General features: G+C 74.8%; 17 protein-coding genes. 7 read left to right on the top strand and 10 right to left on the bottom strand.

What is annotated here, in order from left to right; genetic code table 11:
* Positions 1-40: 40 nt before the first annotated feature.
* The 3 genes from tilS to dacB all read right to left on the bottom strand — a co-directional run bounded on the left by tilS (position 41) and on the right by dacB (position 3,680).
* Entirely contained in the window at positions 41-1,033 is a 993-nt protein-coding gene (gene tilS, locus AB0D32_RS24620; RefSeq protein WP_357094672.1) for a tRNA lysidine(34) synthetase TilS, read from the bottom strand.
* A 10-nt stretch (positions 1,034-1,043) separates the two neighbouring features.
* Positions 1,044-2,114, bottom strand: a complete 1,071-nt coding sequence (locus tag AB0D32_RS24615; protein WP_357094668.1) for a zinc-dependent metalloprotease — start codon at positions 2,112-2,114, stop codon at positions 1,044-1,046.
* 108 nt (positions 2,115-2,222) lie between these two features.
* A complete protein-coding gene (gene dacB, locus AB0D32_RS24610) occupies positions 2,223-3,680 on the bottom strand; it encodes a D-alanyl-D-alanine carboxypeptidase/D-alanyl-D-alanine-endopeptidase (RefSeq protein ID WP_357094797.1) in 1,458 nt (485 codons plus the stop codon).
* A gap of 470 nt (positions 3,681-4,150) precedes the next feature.
* Between dacB and AB0D32_RS24605 the strand changes: the two genes are divergently transcribed.
* Positions 4,151-4,657, top strand: a complete 507-nt coding sequence (locus AB0D32_RS24605) for an inorganic diphosphatase (protein ID WP_357094665.1) — start codon at positions 4,151-4,153, stop codon at positions 4,655-4,657.
* A 34-nt stretch (positions 4,658-4,691) separates the two neighbouring features.
* On the opposite strand, the gene eccD is transcribed toward AB0D32_RS24605, so the two are convergent.
* Positions 4,692-6,089: a type VII secretion integral membrane protein EccD gene (eccD, locus tag AB0D32_RS24600; protein ID WP_357094662.1), complete on the bottom strand. Its 1,398-nt coding sequence runs from the start codon at positions 6,087-6,089 to the stop codon at positions 4,692-4,694.
* 101 nt (positions 6,090-6,190) lie between these two features.
* Between eccD and eccCa the strand changes: the two genes are divergently transcribed.
* From eccCa to AB0D32_RS24585, 3 genes are all read left to right on the top strand, one after another.
* A complete protein-coding gene (gene eccCa, locus AB0D32_RS24595; protein ID WP_357094659.1) occupies positions 6,191-10,156 on the top strand; it encodes a type VII secretion protein EccCa in 3,966 nt (1,321 codons plus the stop codon).
* A gap of 70 nt (positions 10,157-10,226) precedes the next feature.
* Positions 10,227-11,633 (top strand): type VII secretion-associated serine protease mycosin, encoded by a 1,407-nt coding sequence (gene mycP / locus AB0D32_RS24590; RefSeq protein ID WP_357094656.1) that lies wholly within the window; start codon positions 10,227-10,229, stop codon positions 11,631-11,633.
* A 142-nt stretch (positions 11,634-11,775) separates the two neighbouring features.
* Positions 11,776-12,549: a phosphatase PAP2 family protein gene (locus AB0D32_RS24585; RefSeq protein ID WP_357094653.1), complete on the top strand. Its 774-nt coding sequence runs from the start codon at positions 11,776-11,778 to the stop codon at positions 12,547-12,549.
* A gap of 7 nt (positions 12,550-12,556) precedes the next feature.
* Here AB0D32_RS24585 and AB0D32_RS24580 read toward each other — a convergent pair whose 3' ends face one another.
* The 6 genes from AB0D32_RS24580 to AB0D32_RS24555 all read right to left on the bottom strand — a co-directional run bounded on the left by AB0D32_RS24580 (position 12,557) and on the right by AB0D32_RS24555 (position 17,923).
* A complete protein-coding gene (locus AB0D32_RS24580) occupies positions 12,557-13,735 on the bottom strand; it encodes a MarP family serine protease (RefSeq protein WP_357094650.1) in 1,179 nt (392 codons plus the stop codon).
* Positions 13,736-13,798: 63 nt separating this feature from the next.
* Positions 13,799-14,491, bottom strand: a complete 693-nt coding sequence (locus tag AB0D32_RS24575; RefSeq protein WP_357094647.1) for a CoA pyrophosphatase — start codon at positions 14,489-14,491, stop codon at positions 13,799-13,801.
* Between the two features lie 37 nt (positions 14,492-14,528).
* The gene (locus AB0D32_RS24570; RefSeq protein ID WP_357094792.1) at positions 14,529-15,152 is read right to left on the bottom strand and encodes a TlpA disulfide reductase family protein; all 624 of its coding nucleotides are present in this window, start codon (positions 15,150-15,152) and stop codon (positions 14,529-14,531) included.
* A gap of 47 nt (positions 15,153-15,199) precedes the next feature.
* Positions 15,200-15,988 (bottom strand): endonuclease III, encoded by a 789-nt coding sequence (gene nth, locus AB0D32_RS24565; RefSeq protein ID WP_357094644.1) that lies wholly within the window; start codon positions 15,986-15,988, stop codon positions 15,200-15,202.
* Between the two features lie 61 nt (positions 15,989-16,049).
* Positions 16,050-17,204 (bottom strand): CapA family protein, encoded by a 1,155-nt coding sequence (locus AB0D32_RS24560; RefSeq protein WP_357094641.1) that lies wholly within the window; start codon positions 17,202-17,204, stop codon positions 16,050-16,052.
* 56 nt (positions 17,205-17,260) lie between these two features.
* Positions 17,261-17,923 carry an adenosylcobinamide amidohydrolase gene (locus AB0D32_RS24555; protein ID WP_357094638.1) on the bottom strand — a complete coding sequence of 221 codons (663 nt, stop codon included), beginning with the start codon at positions 17,921-17,923 and terminating at the stop codon, positions 17,261-17,263.
* Positions 17,924-18,138: 215 nt separating this feature from the next.
* Here AB0D32_RS24555 and AB0D32_RS24550 point away from each other — a divergent pair, with 215 nt between their 5' ends.
* From AB0D32_RS24550 to AB0D32_RS24540, 3 genes are all read left to right on the top strand, one after another.
* Complete coding sequence (locus AB0D32_RS24550; protein WP_089003062.1) at positions 18,139-18,816, top strand: Crp/Fnr family transcriptional regulator; 678 nt, start codon at positions 18,139-18,141, stop codon at positions 18,814-18,816.
* Between the two features lie 87 nt (positions 18,817-18,903).
* On the top strand, positions 18,904-19,647 hold the full coding sequence (locus AB0D32_RS24545; RefSeq protein ID WP_357094635.1) for a metallophosphoesterase family protein: 744 nt from the start codon (positions 18,904-18,906) through the stop codon (positions 19,645-19,647).
* 752 nt (positions 19,648-20,399) lie between these two features.
* Positions 20,400-21,002, top strand: a complete 603-nt coding sequence (locus AB0D32_RS24540; RefSeq protein ID WP_357094632.1) for a TetR/AcrR family transcriptional regulator — start codon at positions 20,400-20,402, stop codon at positions 21,000-21,002.
* The last annotated feature ends 14 nt before the right edge of the window (positions 21,003-21,016 follow it).

The following is a 21,016-nucleotide window of genomic DNA, read 5'->3' as shown; positions in this document are numbered from 1 at the left end:
GCGGCCCCGGAACCGGGCCCCGGTTTCCGGGTGGAGCCGATCAGCGGATGTCGATGGTGACGAGCCGGCCGTCGCGGCGGAGCACCCGAAGCCCGCCCGGCAGGTGCGCCGCCCCCTGCCCCCGCCAGCCGGTGACCAGCGCGTCCAGTGCGGTCACGTGCCGGTGCGACAGTGCGGTGGGCGGGGCACCCAGCTCCCGGGCCCAGGCGTGCAGCACCCGACCACGCACCGCGGGTCGGAGATCGGCCAACGCCCCCACCGAGAGCCCTCCGTCCGGGTGGCGGACGTCGACCAGCGCGGCGCCCGCCAGCTCGTCGAGGACGGCGTTGTCCGCCGCCACCAGCCGGGCGGTCCGGGCCAGGTTGTCCAGCACCCCCGGCCCGAGCGCGCGGACCAGGGCGGGCAGGACGTCGGCCCGGACCCGGGACCGGGCGTACGACGGGTCGGCGTTGTGCGGATCCTCCCACGGGCTCAGCCCGAGCACCGCGCACGCCGTGCGGGTCTGCTCCCGGCCGACCTCCAGCAGTGGGCGCAGCAGCGGCACCCCGTCGAGGTCCCGTCGGGCGGGCATCCCGGCCAGGCCGCGCGGGCCGGAGCCCCGGGCGAGCGCGAGCAGCACGGTCTCCGCCTGGTCGTCGCGGGTGTGCCCGGTGAGCAGGGCCGCCGCCCCGAGCCGGCCGGCCACGTCGGCGAGCGCCCGGTAGCGGGCCTCCCGGGCGGCTGCCTCGGGCCCGCCCGGTCTCCCGGCCACCTCGACCCGTACCGACTCGACCGGTGCCAGGCCGACCTCGCGGGCCCACGTCACCACCGCCGCGGCCCGCCGCGCCGAACCCTCCTGGAGGCCGTGGTCGACCGTCACCAGGCCGGCGGCGCGGCCCAGGCGGGGTGCCACGAAGGCGGCGGCGGCGGCCAGCGCGAGCGAGTCCGCGCCGCCCGAGCAGGCGACCAGCACCGGCCCTCCGGGCGCCAGGTCGGCCAACGCCCGACGGACCGCGACCCGGATCGCGGCCACCGGTGGGGCGAGCGCGGCCACAGGCGTACGGTCAGCCGACGGTCGGGGCCGGGCCGATCGGCCCGTGCACCCGCGCCACCCAGGCGTCCGGGTCGCCGAGCTCGTCCAGCCGGGGCAGGGTGAGCGGCGAGCCGAAGATCTTGTTGAAGCCCTCCATGCCGACCCGGTCGACCACGCCGTGCACGAACTTGCGGCCCTCGGCGTACTGGCGCATCTTGACCTCCACGCCGAGCAGCCGGCGAATCGCCTTCTCCAGCGGGTTGCCGGCCTCCCGGCGCCGGTTGAACGCCGCCCGGATCCGCTCGACACTCGGGACCACCTGCGGGCCGACGCCGTCCATGACGAACTCGGCGTGCCCCTCCAACAGGGTCATCAGCGCGGTGAGCCGGTCCAGCACGGCCCGCTGCGCCGGGGTCTGGACGATGTCCAGCACGCTGGTGCGGCTCTCCGGGTCCTTCACCGCGTCGGAGAGCGTGGCCACGCCCCGGCGTAGCCGCTCCAGCAGGTGGTCACCGCCACTCGACGAGGCGTCCACGAAGGCCTGCACCTCGCTGAGGAAGTACGCCCGCATCCACGGCACGGCGGTGAACTGGGTGCGGTGGGTCACCTCGTGCAGGCAGACCCAGAGCCGGAAGTCCCGCGGGTCGGCCCCCAGCTTGCGCTCCACCTCGACGATGTTCGGCGCGACCAGCAGCAGTTGCCCCGGGTCGGCGGAGAAGACCTCGTACTGGCCGAGGACCCGGCCGGAGAGGTAGGCCAGCACGGTGCCGGCCTGCACGCCGGTGACCCGCGAGCCGATCGCCTCGGTCAGCGCGCCGGGCTGCTTGTCCTTGGTCAGCCGGCCGACGAGCGGGGTGATCACCTCGCGCAAGCCGGCGATGTTGGTCGCCGCCCAGTCCCGCCGGTCCACCACCCGCACCGGCGGGTGGGACACCTGCGAGCGCAGTCCCGTGTAGTCGGCGACGTGCCCCGCCGCCTCGTCGGTCAACCGCCGCAGCTCACCGACCACGTCGGTGGCCTCGGTGTACGACACCCGGGGGCCCGACTTGCTCAGCGCCCCCGCGGTCGCGGCGGCCAGATCCCAGTCCACGAACTGCGCCATGTACCCCACCGTACCCGCGCCGCGACACCCCGGCCCGGGCTCGCGCCGGGCGATCGACGCCGGTCAGGCCACAGCCGGCCGCCGATCAGGCCGCAGCCGGCCATGGGCTCAGCGGCAGCCGCAGTTGGCCAGGGCGGCGCCGATCCGGTCCAGCGCCACCCGGGCGGCCGTCAGCCCGTCCGGGGGCACCGCGTCGGTGAGCACCGCGAAGGTGAGCAGCCGCCCGTCGGCCGTGCTGACCAGGCCGGCGATGGCGTGCACCTTGGTCAGCGTCCCGGTCTTGGCCCGGACCACTCCGGCGCCGGCCTTTGTCGCCGCCGTCCCGTACCGTTCGGCGAGCGTGCCGGACCAGTCGGCGACGGGCAGGCCGCCGAAGATCGCGGCCAGTTCGGAGCGGCTGCCCGCACCGGCGAGCGCGATCAGGTCGGTGAGCAGCGAGGGGCTGATCCGGTTGCTGCGCGACAGGCCGCTGCCGTCGGCGAGGGTGAGTTCGTCGGCCGGCAGGCCGAGCTCGCCGGCCACGGCGTCCATCGCCGCGCCGGCACCGACGAACGATGCGGGCTCGTTGCGGGCCAGCGCGACCTGCCGGGCCAGCGCCTCGGCGATGATGTTGTCGCTGTCGCTGATCATGATGTCGACGAGCCGGACCATCGGCAGCGACTCGACCTTGCCCAGTTCGGTGCCGGGACCCGAGGTCGCGGTGCCGGCGGCAGGGGCGGTGCCGCGCTTGACCGCGTCGGCCGGCACGCCCAGCAGGCGGGCGAAGGCCCTGCCGGCCGAGAGGTCGGGCTGCGACACCCGCTCGGCCCAGTGGTTGCCGGCCGCCTCGTCCTTCTTGGCGCGGGTCACGTCGCTGCGGGCCCCGTCGGTCATCAGCGCCGTGATCGCGCCGCCGTAGCCGCCGGTGGGGATGTCGTCGTCCCAACCCGGCTCGAAGACCGGGCCCGAGTAGAGCGACGAGTCGACCGTCACCTTCGTCGGCTTCGTGCCGCCGAGGGCGTCACGCACCTGGCCGGCCAGGTCGTCCAGGCGGGCCGCGCCCGGGTAGAAGCCCTTCTTGTCGACCGCCAGCGTGGGGTCGCCGCCGCCGACGATCACCACCTCGCCCGGGGACTCGCCGGCCACGGCCCGGGTCGGGATGCGGTACGCCGCGCCGCGCGCGGCGAGCACCGTCACCCCGGTGACCAGCTTGGTCACGGATGCGGGCACCGTGCCGTCGTCCTCGCCCCGGCCGAAGAGCGGCTTGCCGGTGGCCACGTCGGCCACCGAGACGTGGACCCGGTCGCCGAGAGCGGGCACGTCCACGAGCGGGGCGAGCGCGGCGCGTACACCCTCGGGGGTGGGCACCGGGGCGTTCGCGTCCGCGCCGGCCAGCACTGCCGCGGGCGCCGGTTCCGCCGGCTGCGCGGCGGCCCCCCGGTCGGCGGGCTCGCCGCCCAGCCACTCCGCCACCGGCCCCGGACGGACCACGGCGATCCCGACTGCGGCCAGCACGAGCACGACCACCCCGGCCAGCACCACGGGCAGGGTCCGGCGGCGCGGCGGCGGCGGCGCGGAAGCCTCGATCGGCGGAGTCTGGCCCCGGCCGGGCGGGCCGCCGGCAGGGCGGGCCGCGGCGGCGGCCCAGAGATCGTTCGACTGGGGCCGGAAGTCCTGGCCCGGCGGACCCGCCTGGCCGCCGTCACCTGCCACGGGACCGGCCGGACCGCCGTTGCCCGGGTTCGGGCCGGGGGTCAGGTCGTGGTCGCCCGGGGAGGCCGGCGGATGGGGAAAGTGGGCGTCGGGCACCGGGACGCGCCCGGTGGCCCTGCCGGAAGCAGACCGCCCGGTACCCCGTCCAGCACCGGCATCCGGGCGGTAGTGTGAATCTTCCCTCCCCACGGCCCCCTCCTCCCCCCGCGAAAATCTGCTTGGGTGACACTACTTCGGTCCGAACACTATGCGGCGGCCGGAGCCTGCGGGTGGGCATCACCCGGGCGGGAGCGGCGTGCCGCTGGTTTCCGTTGGCCAACGTGGGCAAACGAGGGAGCGTGCAGATGGATTTCGACGTTACGGTTGAGATCCCCAAGGGGCACCGCAACAAGTACGAGGTCGACCACGTGACCGGCCGGATCCGGCTGGACCGTACCCTCTTCACCTCCACGCAGTACCCGGCCGACTACGGCTTCATCGAGGGCACACTGGGCGAGGACGGCGACCCGTTGGACGCGCTCGTACTGGTCCCCGAGCCCACCTTCCCGGGCTGCCTGATCCGGTGCCGCACCATCGGCATGTTCCGGATGACGGACGAGAAGGGCGGCGACGACAAGGTCCTCTGCGTGCCCTACGAGGACCCGCGCCAGGAGCACCTGCGCGACATCCACCACCTCGGCGAGTTCGACCGGCTGGAGATCCAGCACTTCTTCGAGGTCTACAAGGACCTGGAGCCCGGCAAGTCGGTCGAGGGCGCCACGTGGGTGGGGCGGATCGAGGCCGAGGCGGAGATCGCGGCGTCGTACCGGCGCGCCCGGGAGGCCGAGGCGCGCGGCGAGTCCACGCACTGACCCGGCACCGACCACCGACGGGCCCGGGGGCCGCTCAGCCGAGCAGCCCCCGGGCCCGTTCGTACAGGTCGAGCACCGCGCAGGCGACGGGCACCACCGACACCACCAGGGCGATGTCGGTCAGGTCCGCGATCCGGCCGACGTACGGCGAGACCGGCCGGCGGGCGTACGTGGTGCCGACGGCCACCGCCACGAGGGCCAGCGCCAGCCCACCCACGACCAGCGCGAGCCGACCGGTCGGGCCGGAGCCTCCGGCGAGCACGGCGCCCAGCACGGCGTACCCGGCGAGGCCTGCGGCGACGGTCGGCACCCGGTGGCGCAGGGACACGAACAGCCGGGAGCGGAGCAGCAGCACGGCCGCGGCGACCGCCACCAGCAGCCGGCCGGCGACCCCGCCGGAGAGGCCCAGCACCACCGCGGCGGCGACCGCCAGCACGGCGTGCCCGAGGAGCATCCCGGTGAGCATCTCCTCGGTGCGGGCCACCGCCGCGTAGACCCGGTCCCGGTCGGGCAGGTCGCGGGCGCGCTCGGTGCCGGGCTCGCTGGTCGGCAGGGTGATCGGGGGCAGCGGCACCTTGCCGAGCCGGATGGCCAGCAACGGAACCGCCCCCACGGCGAAGACCAGCACGCAGAGCAGGACCGCCGCCGTACCGGCCGGGCTCAGCACCAGTGCGCCGAGGGCGGCCAGCGCGCCGGCGAACCCGGCGGTGGCGCCCGCCACGAAGACCCGGAGCCGGGTGGCGACGCCGACCAGCCCGAGCACCGACACCAGCAGCAGCGACACCGACCCGGACAGCAGTTCGGGCGCGCCGATCCAGCGCAGCCCCGGCACTGGCCCGACCGGGTCGCCGGAGCTGACCGCGAGGGCGCCCGCCACTGCCGCGTACGGCAGGGCGTAGCCGCCCAGGGTCGCGCCCGCCGGCCCGTCGGCGTGGGCGCGGGACGCCACCACTGCGGCGAGGGTGAGCAGCAGCGCCACCACGGCGGCGGCCGGCCAGGCAGCCTCGGGTGCCGGCCCGCCGGCCGTCACGGCGAGCAGCCCGACGGCCAGCGGCACGGCGGCCCCGGCCAGGGCGGCGGCCCGGGAGGCGGCGGGTGACCAGGCCCCGCCGCGCCGCCGGGCGCCGTCGGCGATCGCCTCGGCCACGTCGTCGTACTCCAGCTCGGGCCACTGCGCGCGGGCCGGCACCAGGTGCAGCACCTCGCCGTCGCGTACCCCCTGCGGCAGCAGCGCCTGCGCGGTGGCCAGCACCGCGCCGTCGGTACGCCGCAGCACCCAGCCGCCGTGCCGTTCACCGTCGTCGGCGAGCCCCTCACCGGCGTGCCGCAGCACCTCGGGCAGCAGCTCGGCAAGGGGCACCTGCTCGGGGAGGGCGACGTCCACCCGCCGCTGGGGAGCGCTGATGGTGACCCGGGCCAGCCCGATGCTCATCGAGTGATCTCCATATTCGGCGGGGTTGGTGGCTGCGCGGACGACAGGACTTTACCTACCATGAGCCAGGCTCGGGTTACCGAGCGCTGTCAGGAGGTCGAGTGTCCACTGTCGTCATCAAGCGGCCACCCCGCCGACCGGCACCGGAGATCCCGGTGGGTGAGCTGCCCGTGGGCGCGCCACCGGAGATCCCCGCCGTCACCGGCGGACGCTGGCAGCAGCTGCTCATGGTGCTGCCCATGCTCGGCGGCACCGTGGCGATGGCGATGATGTTCGGCCGCGGCGGGGGCGCGTACTCCTACGTGGTCGGCGGAATGTTCGGGCTCTCCTCCCTGGCCATGCTGATGACCTCGTGGGGCAGCGCCTCCGGCACCCCGAAGAAGTCGGAGATGATGGCCGCCCGGCGCGACTACCTGCGGCACCTGACCGTGCTGCGACGCCGGGTCCGGCAGACCGCCGGGCAGCAGCGCGCCGGGCTCTACTACCGGCACCCGGATCCCGGCCGGCTCTGGTCGACCGTCGACAGCCACCGGGTCTGGGAACGCCGCCCCGGCGACCCGGACTTCGCGGTGATCCGGGTCGCCGTCGGCCCGCAGACCCTCGCCACCCCGCTGGTCCCCCCGGTCACCCGCCCGCTTGAGGAGCTGGAGCCGATGACCGCCGGCGCGCTGCGCCGGTTCCTGGACGCGTACTCCGTGGTGCCCGACCTGCCGGTGGCGCTCTCGCTGCGCAGCTTCGCCCGGGTCTTCGTGCGGGACGCCACGGCCGCCCCGGGCGGCGAACCGGCGGCCCAGGCGCTGGCCCGGGCGATGCTCGCCCAGCTCGCCGTCTTCCACGCCCCGGACGAACTGCTCGTCGCGGTCTGTGCCGGGCCGGAACGGCGGGCCGCCTGGGAGTGGGTCAAGTGGCTCCCGCACGCCCACCACCCCACCCGCACCGACGCGCTCGGCCCGGTCCGGCTGGTCACCAGCGCGGGGGCCGAGCTGGAGGGGCTGCTGGACGAGGTGCTGGCCAGCCGGTCCCGGTTCAGCCCCGCCGGCCCGGCCACCGACGGCCCGCACGTGGTGGTGGTGCTCGACGGGGGCGACCTGACCGGAGTTACCGACCTGACCGGGGACGGCGGCATCGACGCCGTCACGATCATCGACCTGGACACCCCGCCGCCGCGCCTGCTGGACCGGTTCGCGCTGCTGCTGGAGCTGCGCGACGGCCGGCTGCACTCCCACTCCGCGGACGGGCACGCCGAGGTGGGTACGGCGGACCGGCTCGACCCGGTCGACGCGGAGGCCGTCGCCCGGCGGCTCGCCCCGCTGCGGCTGGCCACCGCGGCCCGTGGCCCGGACGCCCCGCCGGGCGCCGAGCTGGGCCTGCCCGAGTTGCTCGGTCTCGGCGACCCGGAGAGCTTCACCGCCGAGCAGGGGTGGGTGCCCCGGTCCGCGCGGGAGCGGCTGCGGGTGCCGATCGGGGTGGGTGCCGACGGTGGCGCCATCGAGCTGGACCTGAAGGAGTCGGCGCAGGACGGGATGGGGCCGCACGGCCTGCTGATCGGGGCGACCGGTTCCGGCAAGTCCGAGCTGCTGCGCACGCTGGTGCTCGGGCTGGCCGCCACGCACGGCTCGGAGCAGCTCAACTTCGTGCTGATCGACTTCAAGGGCGGCGCGACCTTCGCCTCCTTCGACCGGCTGCCGCACACCGCCGCGGTGATCACCAACCTGGCCGACGCGCTGCCGCTGGTCGACCGGATGGTCGACGCCATCAACGGCGAGCTGGTCCGCCGCCAGGAGCTGCTGCGCCGGGCCGGCAACTTCGCCAGCCTGCGCGACTACGAACGGGCACGGGCCGCCGGCAACCCGCTCGCCCCGCTGCCGTCGCTGCTGCTGATCTGCGACGAGTTCTCCGAGCTGCTCTCGGCAAAGCCCGACTTCATCGACCTGTTCGTGCAGATCGGCCGGTTGGGCCGGTCGCTCGGCGTGCACCTGCTGCTGGCCTCGCAGCGACTGGAGGAGGGTCGGCTGCGCGGGCTGGACACGCACCTGTCGTACCGGATCGGGCTGCGGACCTTCTCGGCGCTGGAGTCCCGCACGGTGCTCGGGGTGCCGGACGCGCACGAGCTGCCCCGCTCCCCCGGCCACGGCTACCTGCGCTTCGGCACCGAACCGCTGGTGCGGTTCAAGGCCGCGTACGTCTCGGGAACGCTCCGCCGTCGCGGCGCGGCACCGGGCGCGGGCGGTGCCGGGGCCCCGCGCCTGCTCTCCTTCTCCACCCACCTCGTGCCCAAGCCGGAGCCGGTCGGGCCGCCCGCCCTGCCCGCCACCGCCGACGAGGGCGGCACGGAGAGCCTGCTGGAACTGATGGTCGACCGGCTGGCGGGGCAGGGACCGCCCGCCCACCAGGTCTGGCTCCCCCCGCTCGGCCGGGCGCCGGCGCTGGACGAGCTGCTCGGGCCCGTCGGCGTCGACCCGGCGCGCGGTCTCACCTTCGGCAACCCGGAACTGCACGGCGCGCTCCAGGTGCCGGTCGCGGTGGTCGACAAGCCCTTCGAGCAGCGTCGCGACCTGCTCTGGCTGGCGCTGGACGGCGCCGCCGGCCACGTCGCGGTGATCGGCGGGCCGCAGAGCGGCAAGTCGACGGCGCTGCGCACGCTGATCTGCGCCCTGGCGCTCACCCACACCCCGGTCGAGGTGCAGGTCTACTGTCTCGACTTCGGCGGCGGCGGGCTGGCCGCGCTGCGCGACCTGCCGCACGTCGGCGGGGTCACCGGCCGCGCCGACCCGACGGCCGTCCGGCGTACGGTCGGCGAGATCGCCACCCTGCTGGTCGACCGGGAACGGCGCTTCGCCGAACTGGGCGTGGAGTCGATGGCCGCCTGGCGGCAGCGCCGGGCCGCGCTGGCGGGCACCGGCCAGCCCGGGGCCGACCCGTTCGGCGACGTGTTCCTGGTGGTCGACGGCTGGGCCACGCTGCGCGGCGAGTACGACGACCTGGAGCCGCTCATCACCGACCTGGCCACCCGTGGCCTGTCGTACGGGGTGCACGTGGTGGCGACGGCGGTGCGCTGGCTCGACTTCCGGCCGGCCATCCGGGACCTCTTCGGTTCCCGGCTGGAGCTGCGCCTCGGCGACCCGGCCGACTCGTTGGTGGCCCGCCGGGCGGCGACCAACGTGCCGGAGAAGACCCCCGGCCGGGGCATCACCGCGGAAAGCCTGCACTTCCTCACCGTGCTGCCGCAGCTGGCCGCCTCCGGTGGGGACACGACTGACCTGGTCAAGCAGGCCGCCGGGAACTGGTCCGGCCCGCTCGCGCCCCCGGTGCGGCTGCTCCCGCCGGTGCTCCCGTACGCCGAGCTGGACCTGGCGACGGCCACCGGCCTGCACATTCCCGTGGGGATCGCCGAGGCGGACCTGCGCCCGGTGGTGCTGGACTTCGCCACCGAGCCGCACTTCGTGGTCTTCGGCGACGCCGAGTGCGGCAAGTCGTCGTTCGTGCGCGCGCTGGTCACCTCGATCATGACCCGGTTCACCCCCGAGCAGGCCCGGGTGATCCTGGTCGACTACCGCCGCGGCCTGGCGGACATGACCGAGTCGGCGTCGTCGCACCTGATCGGGTACGGCTCCGCCGCGGCGTACACCACCGACCTGATCGAGTCGGCCGCCGGCTACATCGCGGCGCGGGCACCCGGCCCCGACGTCACGCCCGCCCAGCTGCGCCAACGGTCGTGGTGGTCCGGGCCGGAGCTGTTCGTGCTGGTCGACGACTACGACCTGGTCGCCAGCGGGCCGTCCAACCCGCTGCGCGCCCTGGAGGAGCATCTGCCGCACGCCCGGGACGTCGGCCTGCACCTGGTGCTCGTCCGCCGCTCGGGCGGTGCCGCACGGGCCCAGTACGAGCCGCTGGCGCAGCGCCTGCGTGAGCTCTCCACCGCGGGGCTGGTGATGGCGGGCAGCCCGGACGAGGGTGCGCTGGTCGGCCCGGTCAAGCCCGGCCCGCTGCCCCCGGGACGCGGCCGGCTGGTCACCCGGCGCGAGGGCGTACGCCTGGTCCAGCTGGCCTATCTGCCTGCGCCGTGACCGGTGTCCCGAGAACGCCCCGCGCGGCCACGAGGAACCGGTAATCTCCGATCGTCATGTTTGCGTCGCGATGCCTGAGGATGTGACGACCGTGCGGCACAGCTGTCCGCCAGCGGTTCGGCGGATCGCCGGACGCACGTTGCTCGGTGTGGCGGCCGTCGTCGTGTCGGTCGCGGGTCCGGTCACGCCTGCCGACGCCGCCCCTCGGCAGCCCGCCGCCCGGCCGGTCCTCCAGCAGACGGACGCCGTCGTCCCGGTGGCGCTCGCGGCCCCCGACAGCAGGAACCGCCCCGACCAGGTCCGCGACGAGCAGTGGCAGCTCGACATGTTGCAGGCGAAGACCGCGTGGCGCAGCTCGACCGGGCGGGGAGTCACCGTCGCGGTGATCGACTCCGGTGTGGACGCCGCCCATCCCGACCTGGCCGGCCAGGTGCTGCCCGGCCTCGACCTGGTCGCTCCCGGGGGCTCGGCCGGGAATCCCGATCCGGTCGGCCACGGCACCACCGTGGCCGGGCTGATCGCCGGCCGCAACGACGACAGCCGGGGGGCCGTCGGCCTGGCGCCGGACGCCCGGATCCTCCCGGTCCGGGTTCTCGACGCCGAGAACCGCTACGACGACGCGCTGATCGTCGCCAAGGGCGTGCGCTGGGCGGTCGACAACGGCGCCCGCGTGATCAACCTGTCCCTCGGCGGCAGCGGCGACAGCCCCGCCCTGGCGGCGGCGCTCGACTACGCCTTCGTCCGGGACGTCGTCGTGGTCGCCTGCACCGGAAACCTGGGCACCTCGTCCACGGAGAAGGTCTGGTACCCGGCCCGCGAGCCGGGCGTCGTCGCCGTCGCCGGGTCGGAACGCGACAGCGACAACCTCTGGTCGGGTTCGATAACCGGCCGGGCCACCGTGCTCACCGCCCCCGCCACCGGCCTGGTCGGGGCCCGGCCGGGGGGCTACTGGCGGGTGCAGGGCACCAGCTTCGCGGCGCCGCTGGTCGCGGCCACCGCCGCGCTGGTGCGGGCCCGCTACCCGCAGATGTCCGCCGGCGACGTGGTCAACCGGCTGCTCAACACCGCCCGCGACATCGGCTCGGACGGCCGGGACGACCGTTTCGGGTACGGCATGGTCGACCCGGTCGCCGCGCTGAACGCCGAGGTGAGCCCGGTCGGCCGCAACCCGCTGGACGACCAGTCCTCGCCGGGCGTGGTCGGGTTCGGCCCGGCGCCGGGATCGACGCAGCCCGACGTCGCGGGGGTCGGCGGTGACCCGCTCGGCTTCACCGCCCCGCGCCAGCAGTCCCGGTGGGCGGCGCAGCCGGCGGGCGCGCACGAGGAGAGCACGCCGGAGCAGTTGTGGACCGGGGCGGCGTTCTTCGTCGCCCTGCTGGCCGGGGCGGCGCTGATGGTGCGCCGGTTCCGCCGGTGGACCCAGCTGGCCTCGTCCCGGCACGCCGCCGGGACGTGGCGTCGCCCGCCGGCGCACTGAACGGCCGGCCCGGCCGCCGTGCGACCTCCGGGAGGAACGGCGTCGCCCTGGACGACGGTGGTCGGCCTGTCGAGGGAAACCAGCCCGGCTGGACGGCCGGTACCGGGTCTGACCGGGCCGTGGCCCGGGTAGGACAGGTGTCATGAGCCCGCCCGGCCCGCGTGCCCTCGCCGCCCCACCGCGATCCTCGTGGCATGGCCGCCGCCTGCACCCGGACGACGCCCGGGGCCTCCGGCTGACCCTCGCCGCGGTGGCCGCGTTCCTGGTGGCGGTGCCGTTCACGCTGCTGGCGGTCCTGGTCCTGGGAGACTGGCCCCCGCTGCGCCGGCTGGACACGACGGTCACCGACGCGCTGGCCGGCTACGCCGCCGACCATCCGGCATGGGTACGCCTGATGGCCCTCTGGACCGACGTGTTCGCCCCGATGCCGCTGCGCGTCGGGGCCCTGGTCCTGGTCCTCTGGCTGGTCCGCCGGGGGGCCCGGCAACTGGCGGTCTGGGTGGCCGTCACCATGGCGGTCGGTGGCCTGCTCAGCCCGCTGCTCAAGCTGCTCTTCGGTCGACCCCGGCCGGACCTGCCCGACCCGGTGGCCGAGGCACCCGGCCTGGCGTTCCCGTCCGGGCACGCGCTCAACGCCGCCCTCGCCGCCGGGGTGCTGCTGGTGGTCTTCCTCCCGTACGTGCGACCGGTCGCGCGCCGGGTGGTGTGGCCGGCCGCCCTGCTGCTCGCCCTGGTGACCGGGTTCAGCCGGGTGGCCCTCGGCGTGCACTGGACCAGCGACGTGCTGGCCGGCTGGCTGCTCGGCGCGGCCGTGGTGGCCGCGACGGCCGCCGCCCTCACCGTCTGGCGGGCCGCCCCGCCCGGCCGGCCGGCGGCCGAGCAGGCCCACGGGCCGGCGGCGGGGGTGGGGAGCTGACCAGGGGTCAGGTGCACTTGCCGGTGCCGACGGCGCGGGTGCGCTCGGCGCCGGCCAGGGCGACCGGACGGGCTTCGGCCGCGGTGACCGCGAAACCGGTGTTCGGGTCGTCGGCCGCCGCCGCGAAGATCACCCCGAGCACCAGCCCGTTCGAGGAGACCAGCGGGCCGCCGGAGTTGCCGCTCTGCACGAGCGCCCGGATCGTGTAGACCTCCCGGGTCACGTTGCCGGCGGAGTAGATGTCCGGCCCGGTGATCCGGTCGACGTCCCGGATCCGCGCCGACTGGGCGTTGTACGGACCGTCGAGCGGGAAGCCCAGCACGATCGCGTCCGCGCCGCTGCCCGCGTTGCCGGCGGCGAAACGCATCGACGGGCCGGGCAGCCTGGGCACGTGCAGCACGGCCAGGTCCCGGTCGGGGTCGTAGACGACCACCTTGCTGTCGTACCGTTCGCCGTTCAGCTCGACGACGGTCGAGCGGGTTCCGGCGACGACGTGGGCGTTGGTCATGACCCGGTCGTCGGCGTATACGAAGCCGGAGCCCTCGATCCGGCGCGAACAGCTCGGGGCGGAGCCGAGGACCTTGACCACCGAACGCTGGCTGTTGACCACCACCTGGGAGCCGGCGAGCGCCGGGTCGGGCGGGGACACCTGCCGGGCCCGGGTGGGTGCCAGGTCGCCGAAGACGTCGGGGAAGCCGTTGGTGTCGACGGTGTCCCGCAGGGCCGTGGAGAGCTGCTGCGCCTGGTGGGGCAGGACCCGGTCGACCACGGTGAGCAGCGCGCTGTTGCGCACCGAGGAGGCCAGCCAGGGCAGCGACGACGAGCCGAGCGGCACCGCGACGAGCCAGGCGACCAGGAGCACGGCGACGAGCGAGACGAACGCCCCGCCGACGTCGTCGACCCGCTTGCCGACGTCGCTGGTGATGGTCTTGCGCAGGTGGGAGCCGATCCAGCCGGCGAGCGCCTGGCCGACCACCGCCAGGCCGAAGATCGCCACCAGGGAGATCAGCACGCGGGTGCCGCTGTCGACGAACTGCTGGGCCAGCAGCGGCCCCAGTTGGAGGCCCACCAGCGCGCCCAGGAAGAAGCCGGAGAACGACAGCACCCCGATGACGAAGCCCTGACGGTATCCGCTGATCGCGAACACGAGCATGAGCAGCAGCAGTACGAGATCCACGGCGGACACCCGTCAAGCGTACGGGCACCGCGCCCGCGAGATGACCATCGGTTGCGGAAGGTGACCGTCCGGTCAGCGCACCGGGGTCTCGTCGACCGCGTCGGTGCCGGCCGAGGGCGCCGGGGTGGCGCCGGGCGGCGGCAGCTCCACGACCCGGTCGTGCGGCCACGGCCGGGCCCAGCCGCCCATCTCCAGCAGGGCGGACAGCACCCCGGCGGTGAATCCCCAGACCAGCATCCCGCGCGCCGAGAAGGCCGGACCGATCCAGCCGCTCGGGTGGCGTACCCGCATCCGGTTCGCCGGGTCGATCAGCTCGGTGACGGGCAGCCGGGCCACGTGCGCCACCTCGGCCGGCTCCCGGGGATGCACCGGGTGCGGGTCGTGCCACCAGGCGAGCACGGGGGTGACCACGAAGTCGCTGACCGGGATCCAGAGCTTCGGCAGCTCGGCCAGGACGGTGACGCTGGTCGGGTCGAGGCCGACCTCCTCGTTCGCCTCACGCAACGCGGTCGCCCGGACGTCGGCGTCCTCCGGGTCGGCCGCGCCGCCGGGAAAGGCCGGCTGGCCGGCGTGGTTGCGCAGGGTGGCCGCCCGCTGGAGGATCAGCACGTCCGGGCCGGTGTCGGGCTGCTCGCCGAGCAGCACCAGCACCGCGCTCTCCCGCCCTCCGCTCTCCGGGGTGACCAGCCGGGTGAAGTCCTCGCTGCGTGCGCTGCCGAGCCGGGTCACCAGCGGGTCGAGCCAGCCCGGCGGCCGGCGACTCATGCCGGCACCCCCGCGCCCCGCCGCGCCCGTCGACGGCTCACGCCGGCACCGTCAGGCCGAGGTGCTGGCGGACGAGCTCCGTCAGGCGGGCGTCGTCCAGGGCGCCGGAGGAGTCGACGTGCCGGACGCCGCCCTGTCCGTCGACGAAGACGGTCAGGGGGATGGCCTTGCGGTTCAGCTCCCGTTTCAGGCGCTCGCCCTGATCGACCAGCACCGGGAAGCGGATGCCGAAGTCCTCGCCGATGGCCTGGGCCGCCTCCCGGCCGTCCTGGTTGTTGACCCCGATCACCTGGAGCTGGCCGGCGGCCCGCTCGCTGAGCCGCTGGAAGGCGGGCAGCTCCTTGCGGCAGGGCGGGCACCAGGAGGCCCAGATGTTGATCACCGCCGGGCCGCGCAGGTCCCGCAGGGCGACCGGGGCGCCGCCGGTGAAGCAGTTCAGGGTCAGCTCGGGCAGCGCCTGCCCTCCGCCACCGGACGGGGCGGCCGGCGCGGCGGACGCGGGAGGGGTGCCGAGCGCGGAGCAGTCCTGGAAGGGCGACGGCCGGTTGGCGGCGGCCTGCTGCCGGCCGGACGGGCCCGGATCCTTCTCCTCGGTGCCGGCGGTGCACCCGGCGGCGGCCAGCAGCACGGGCACCAGCAGGGCGGCGAGTCGGCGGCTCATCGTGGTTCGCGACTGCGGGGCTCGCAACACCGGCTCATTCCTCGCGCTCACGGCGCCTCCGCCACGACTGCCTGGACCGGCACCAGCTCCGGATCGACCCCGGCCGCCATCGCCAGGTCCCGGGCCCGGGGGCCCTTGAGCAGCTTCGCCGCCGCTGCCGGCTCGGTCGGGCCGGTGCCGTACGAGGGGCAGAGCTTCGCCAGCGTGCACGCCCCGCAGGCCGGCTTGCGGGCGTGGCAGACCCGCCGGCCGTGGAAGATGATCCGGTGCGACAGCATGGTCCAGTCGCGCCGGGGGAAGCGCGCCCCGATCGCGTGCTCGATCTTGACCGGGTCGGTCTCGGCGGTCAGCCGCCAGCGCTGGACCAGCCGCTGGAAGTGGGTGTCGACGGTGATCCCGGGCACGTCGAAGGCGTTGCCGAGGATGACGTTGGCGGTCTTGCGGCCGATGCCGGGCAGCGTCACCAGGTCCGTGAGCCTGCCGGGGACCCGGCTGTCGTACCGCTCCACGAGGGCCTGGCCGAGCTTGATCAGCGAGTCGGTCTTGTTCCGGTAGAAGCCGGTGGGCCGGATCAGCTCCTCCAGCTCCGCCCGATCCGCCCCCGCGTAGTCGGCGGCGGTCGGGTAGCGGGCGAAGAGCTTCGGGGTGACCTCGTTGACCTTCTTGTCCGTGCACTGCGCGGAGAGGATCGTCGCGACGGCCAGCTCCAGGGGATTGGAGTGGTCCAGTTCACAATGCGCGTCGGGGTGGGTGTCGGCCAGTGTCCGGCCGATCCGCCGGGCGCGACGGGTGCGCCCGAGGTCGGTCTCGGTGAAGCCGGAGGAACTCGTGGTCACGCCGGCCAGCCTACGTCGCCCGGCCGACGGTCGGCCGGGTCCACACGGCGTGCGGCCCGGGTCAGCCGCCCTGCGGTGCGCTGATCTCGCCGGAGTCGTCGAAACTGGCGCCGGTCTCCGGGAAGTCGCTCTTGGTCAACTGCTTCAGCAGGCCGAGCCCGCGGTCGTCGCCGTCCATGGTCGGCTTGCCGATGGAGTTCATGTACGTCGAGGCGAACGAGCCGCCGGCCCAGCTGCCGTCCGGCTTCAGCGACACCTTGAGCACCCCGCCCCAGCCGAGCCGGCCGGCGTTGCTCAGCGAGTTGCCTCCACCGGCGAAGTTGCCCAGGCTGTACGCGATCAGCCGGCCCTTGTAGAACTCCATGCCGCGCAGCACGTGCGGACCGTGCCCGACGATCAGGTCCGCCCCGGCGTCGATCATCGCCTTGGAGAACTTGATCGGATCGCCCCGGTTCTCGCCGAGGAACATCTCGGTCCCTGGCCGGACCCGCGTCTTCTCGGAGCCCTCGCCGCCCATGTGCACCTGCACCACGACCACGTCGGCCATGCCGGCCGCCTTGGTGATCACCTTCTTCGCCGCGGCGATGTTGGTGAGGCTGTTGGACCAGACGTACGACGAGAAGCCGGCCACGGCGACCTTGACCCCCTTGACGTCGACCACGGTGATCTGGTCGGGCGCCCCGGTGTGCGCGAGGTCGTACTTCTCCAGCGCCTTCTGGGTGTTCTCGTAGCCCTTCGGGCCGAAGTCGTAGCCGTGGTTGTTGGCCTGGTTGAGCAGGTCGAAGCCGGCGTCGCGCAGGTGTGCGGCGTACTCGGGCGGGGCCCGGAACTGGAAGCAGCGGGTCGAGTTCGGGCCGCACTTGCCGGTGCCGGTGTCGACCGTCAGCGGCTCCTCCAGGTTGCCCATCACCAGGTCGGCGGCGAGCGCCTTCTTGACCGAGTCGAAGAAGCCCTTCCCGCCGTTGGGGGGCAGCCGGTTCGGCGCGTTGCCGATGATGATGTCGCCGGTCGCCGACAGCGAGATCGTCTGTTCGGCGGGCTGTGTGGGCTCGCCGGAGCGGACCGGGGCGCCGGTGTCGCCGCCACCCGCGCCGGGCTGCCAGACCGCGTCGGCCCGGGAACCGGGACCCCCGCAGCCGGCGGTGAGCAGGACAGCGAGCAGCGCGCCGAGGGCGAGCGCGGCCCGGCGGCGCGGAGGGGAGGCGGCAGCGTACATCGAGCGCGACCCTATCGGGTACGCAACGCCGAAACGAGAGCCGATCGGGTGGAGTATCAGCCCGCCGGTCGATCCGACCACGGGACCACGGTGCCCGCGCCGCCGGCCGCCACCGCGGCATGCACGGCCCGGGCCAGCGGGGCGCCCCAGGTGGAGCGCGGTCCGCCGTACGCCGATTCCGGGCCGTCGACCGGGCAGAGGACGGTGACCGCGTCGGTCGGGGTGCCGGTGCCCGGCACACCCAGCTCCGCGATCGCCTGTGCCTTCGCCTCGGTGGCCGTGGCCACCGCGTTGACCAGGGCGGCGTCGCCGAGCCGGGCGGGGACGTACACGACGATGTTGACAGTGCCGACCCGCTGGGCCAGCGCCGCCGGGGCGGGCTCCGCCGCCCGGACCGGCGTGCCCAGGCCGACTGTCGCCCAGACCCGCACGCCGGTGTCCGTACGGGCGACCACCTCGGCGACGTCCACCCCGGTCAGCAGGCCGACCCCGGGCCCGTCGAGGTCGAGCCGGTCGGCGAGTTCGGCCAGGTGGTCGGCGGGGTCGTCCCGGTCGTACGACATGTGCACGGTCGCGTTGACGACCCAGTGCCGGACACCGAGCCCGCCGCCCAGCGGCGCGGAGCTGACCGTACGCAGCGGGCGGTCGGCTCGCCAGACCAGCAGCGGGACGTCCCGACCGTCCTCGTGACGGGCGGTCAACACGGGTTCGCTCAGCACGTGGTGACCCTACGACCCGACGCCGACCGGTCCGTCGGCGCCCGGACGGCGTTCGATACTACTGCTTGATCAGGTCGGGCGGGTTACGCCCAACGATCAAGATTCCAGGGGTGCACCTCTGATTGCTGCTCACGTGCGCCTAGACTGGCGACGCGCGAGGGATCAGCGGACGGCGGACCCGGCCGACGGACGGCACGCGCAGGCGGAGGTGCGCGATGGATGAGGTACTGGCTCGCAGCGGGATCTTCCAGGGCGTCGACCCGGAGGCGGCCGAGGCACTCGCCAAGGAGATGGAGACGCTCGAGGTCCGCAAGGGCGAAATCGTCTTCAACGAGGGCGAACCCGGCGACAGTCTCTACATCCTGCTGTCCGGCAAGATCAAGGTGGGCCGGCGGGCCGCCGACGGCCGGCAGAACCTGATCGCGGTCATGGGCCCGTCGGACATGGTCGGTGAGCTGTCGCTCTTCGACCCCGGCCCGCGCACGGCGACCGCCACCGCGGTCACCGACACCCGACTGGTGCGGCTGCGCAAGCAGGCCCTGCGTCCCTGGTTGAACAACCGGCCGGAGATCGCCGAGCAACTGCTCCGGGTGCTCGCCCGCCGGCTGCGGCGGACGAACGACTCGCTGGCCGACCTGATCTTCACCGACGTGCCCGGCCGCGTCGCCAAGAACCTGCTCCAGATGGCCGGCCGCTTCGGCACCCGCGACGGCGGCGTGCTGCGCGTGACCCACGACCTCACCCAGGAGGAGATCGCCCAGCTCGTCGGCGCCTCCCGGGAGACCGTCAACAAGGCGCTGGCCGACTTCGCCTCGCGCGGCTGGCTGCGTCTGGACGGCAAGAGCATCATCATCCTCGACCCGGAGCGTCTGGCCCGCCGCGCCCGCGTCTGACGTCTTCCCGGCGGGTCCGCCCCGGGCTCCGTCTGCCCGGGGCAGAATCGCTGGACACCGGCGCGGCCCCGCGGGCACGGTGGGGCGATGCTGGACAAGGTCGCCGTTCTTTCCGACATCCACGGGGCGCTGCCGGCGCTGGAGGCCGTACTGGCCGAGCCGGACGTCGCCGCCGCCGACCTGATCGTGCTCACCGGCGACATCGCGGCCGGTCCGCAGCCGGTCGAGGTGCTGGACCTGCTCGCCGGCCTCGGCGACCGGGTCTGCTGGGTGCGGGGCAACGCCGACCGCGAGCTGGTGGAGGCCCGGGCCGGCCGCCCTTCCCCGATCGACGTCTCCAACTGGGCCGCCGCGCAACTCCGCGACGACCAGGTGGCCCGGTTGGCGGCGCTGCCGCTGACGGTCACGCTGGAGGTCGCTGGCCTCGGCCCGGTGCTGTTCTGCCACGCCACCCCTCGTGACGACGAGGAGGTCGTGCTCGTCGACTCCCGGATGCAACGCTGGGCGGAGGTGCTCGCCGACGTACCGGCCGAGGTCGGAACGGTGGTCTGCGGGCACACCCACATGCCGTTCACCCGGCTGGCCGACCGCCGGCTGATCGTCAACCCGGGCAGCATCGGCATGCCCTACGGCGGCCCCGGCGCCTTCTGGGCGCTGCTCGGGCCCGGGGTGCACCTGCGGCGCACCTCCTTCGACGTGGACACCGCCTGCGCCCGGGTTGCCGCCGAGTCGGGCTTTCCCGACGCCGCCGGGTGGGCCGACGAGTACCTCCGCTCCCGGCACAGCGACGCCGATGCCCTGGCGGTGTTCGCCCCGCGCGACGGCCGCTGAGCCGAGCCGCAGCAACGACTGGGGCCGGGGGCCTGGGCTGGGGCTGAGGGCCTGGGCTGGGCTGGCCACGCTGCAACGGGCCCGGCCTCCGATGTCCTCGTCGCACGCTGTCGAGCTGCCCCATCAATGCGCCCAGCGGCGCCTCCGGCTCGAGGCGCATACGTTTCCGGCCACCGACTACGCGGCGGCCCGGCCGGTCGCCTATCCGGGCGAGCCGGCCCCGCCCACACAAAGGTCAAGCCGGCTTCGCCCATATGAGAGCCGAGCGAGCCCCACCCGCACGAAAGCCAAGCCGGCCCCGCCCGCGCAAAGGTCGAGCCGGCCCCGCCCACACGAGAGCCGAGCGAGCCCTCACCCGCACAAGGTCGAGCCGGCCCCGCCCGACGAGAGTCAGGGCCACGGTTCCGCCCCGCAGCCACGGGTCCCGGCAGCCCAGCAAACCCTGCCCCGTGTATGGGGCAGCTCGACAGCGTGTCAGGGACTGGCCCGTCAAGGCTGACCTAGGCACACCCGAGCAGGCCGGTCCCGTCGAGGGCTAGGCCGCCACGTCCGCAAGACCGGGCCCGTCAAAGGCTGACCTCGACACACCCGAGCAGGCCGGTCCTGCCGAAGACCCGATCCGACACATCCGAATGACCGATCAAGTCGAGGTCGGCCGTCTGGACCGGAGCGGGGCTGGTCACGCTCACCGTCGGTGACCACCTGAAAAAGTCAGTCTTGACTGTTTGTTTCTGCGGCGGCACGCTGTCCCCGTGCCCGCATCGACCCGCGTCCCCCAGCAGGAGCGCAGCCGCGCCACCCAGGCCCGGCTGCTGGAGGCGACCGTCGAGTGCCTGGTCGAGCACGGCTGGTCCGGCACCACCACCACCGTCGTCGCGGCCCGGGCCGGCGTCTCGCGCGGTGCCCAGCTGCACCACTACCCCACCAAGGCCGCGCTGGTCACGGCCGCCGTCGCCCACCTCGCCGAACGGCGGGCGGAGGAGCTGCGCACCGAGGCCGAGGCGCTGCCGCCCGGCCCGCAACGGCTCGACCGGGTGATCGACCTGCTCGGCGCGGCCTTCACCGGCCCGCTCTTCGTCGCCGCCCTCGAGCTCTGGGTCGCCGCGCGCACCGACCGGGAGCTGCGCGAGGCCCTGGTGCCGCTGGAGGCCCGGGTCGGCCGCGAGATGCACCGGCTCACCGTCGCGCTGCTCGACGTGGACGAACGCCGCCCTGGCGTACGCGAGGCCGTGCAGGCCACCCTCGATCTGCTCCGCGGGCTCGGCGTGGCCAACCTGCTCAACGACGACTCGGCCCGCCGCACCGCGCTGCTGCGCACCTGGAAGCGACAACTCGCCACCCTGCTCACTCCCTGACCGCCCGCCCTGAC

The sequence above is a fragment of the Micromonospora sp. NPDC048170 genome (assembly GCF_040652795.1).
Classification (GTDB): Bacteria; Actinomycetota; Actinomycetes; order Mycobacteriales; family Micromonosporaceae; genus Micromonospora.
The sequence above is the reverse complement of the archived record's forward strand: the minus strand, read 5'-3'. Positions and strand labels throughout refer to the sequence as shown.

Bases quoted from the DNA above. Each gene is read 5' to 3' on its own strand.
- AB0D32_RS24615 (WP_357094668.1), bottom strand. From the start codon at position 2,114: ATGGCGCAGTTCGTGGACTGGGATCTGGCCGCCGCGACCGCGGGGGCG.
- eccD (WP_357094662.1), bottom strand. From the start codon at position 6,089: ATGAGCATCGGGCTGGCCCGGGTCACCATCAGCGCTCCCCAGCGGCGG.
- AB0D32_RS24550 (WP_089003062.1), top strand. From the start codon at position 18,139: ATGGATGAGGTACTGGCTCGCAGCGGGATCTTCCAGGGCGTCGACCCG.
- AB0D32_RS24560 (WP_357094641.1), bottom strand. From the start codon at position 17,204: ATGTACGCTGCCGCCTCCCCTCCGCGCCGCCGGGCCGCGCTCGCCCTC.
- AB0D32_RS24585 (WP_357094653.1), top strand. From the start codon at position 11,776: ATGAGCCCGCCCGGCCCGCGTGCCCTCGCCGCCCCACCGCGATCCTCG.
- AB0D32_RS24545 (WP_357094635.1), top strand. From the start codon at position 18,904: ATGCTGGACAAGGTCGCCGTTCTTTCCGACATCCACGGGGCGCTGCCG.
- AB0D32_RS24575 (WP_357094647.1), bottom strand. From the start codon at position 14,491: ATGAGTCGCCGGCCGCCGGGCTGGCTCGACCCGCTGGTGACCCGGCTC.
- AB0D32_RS24605 (WP_357094665.1), top strand. From the start codon at position 4,151: ATGGATTTCGACGTTACGGTTGAGATCCCCAAGGGGCACCGCAACAAG.
- AB0D32_RS24570 (WP_357094792.1), bottom strand. From the start codon at position 15,152: ATGAGCCGCCGACTCGCCGCCCTGCTGGTGCCCGTGCTGCTGGCCGCC.
- mycP (WP_357094656.1), top strand. From the start codon at position 10,227: ATGCCTGAGGATGTGACGACCGTGCGGCACAGCTGTCCGCCAGCGGTT.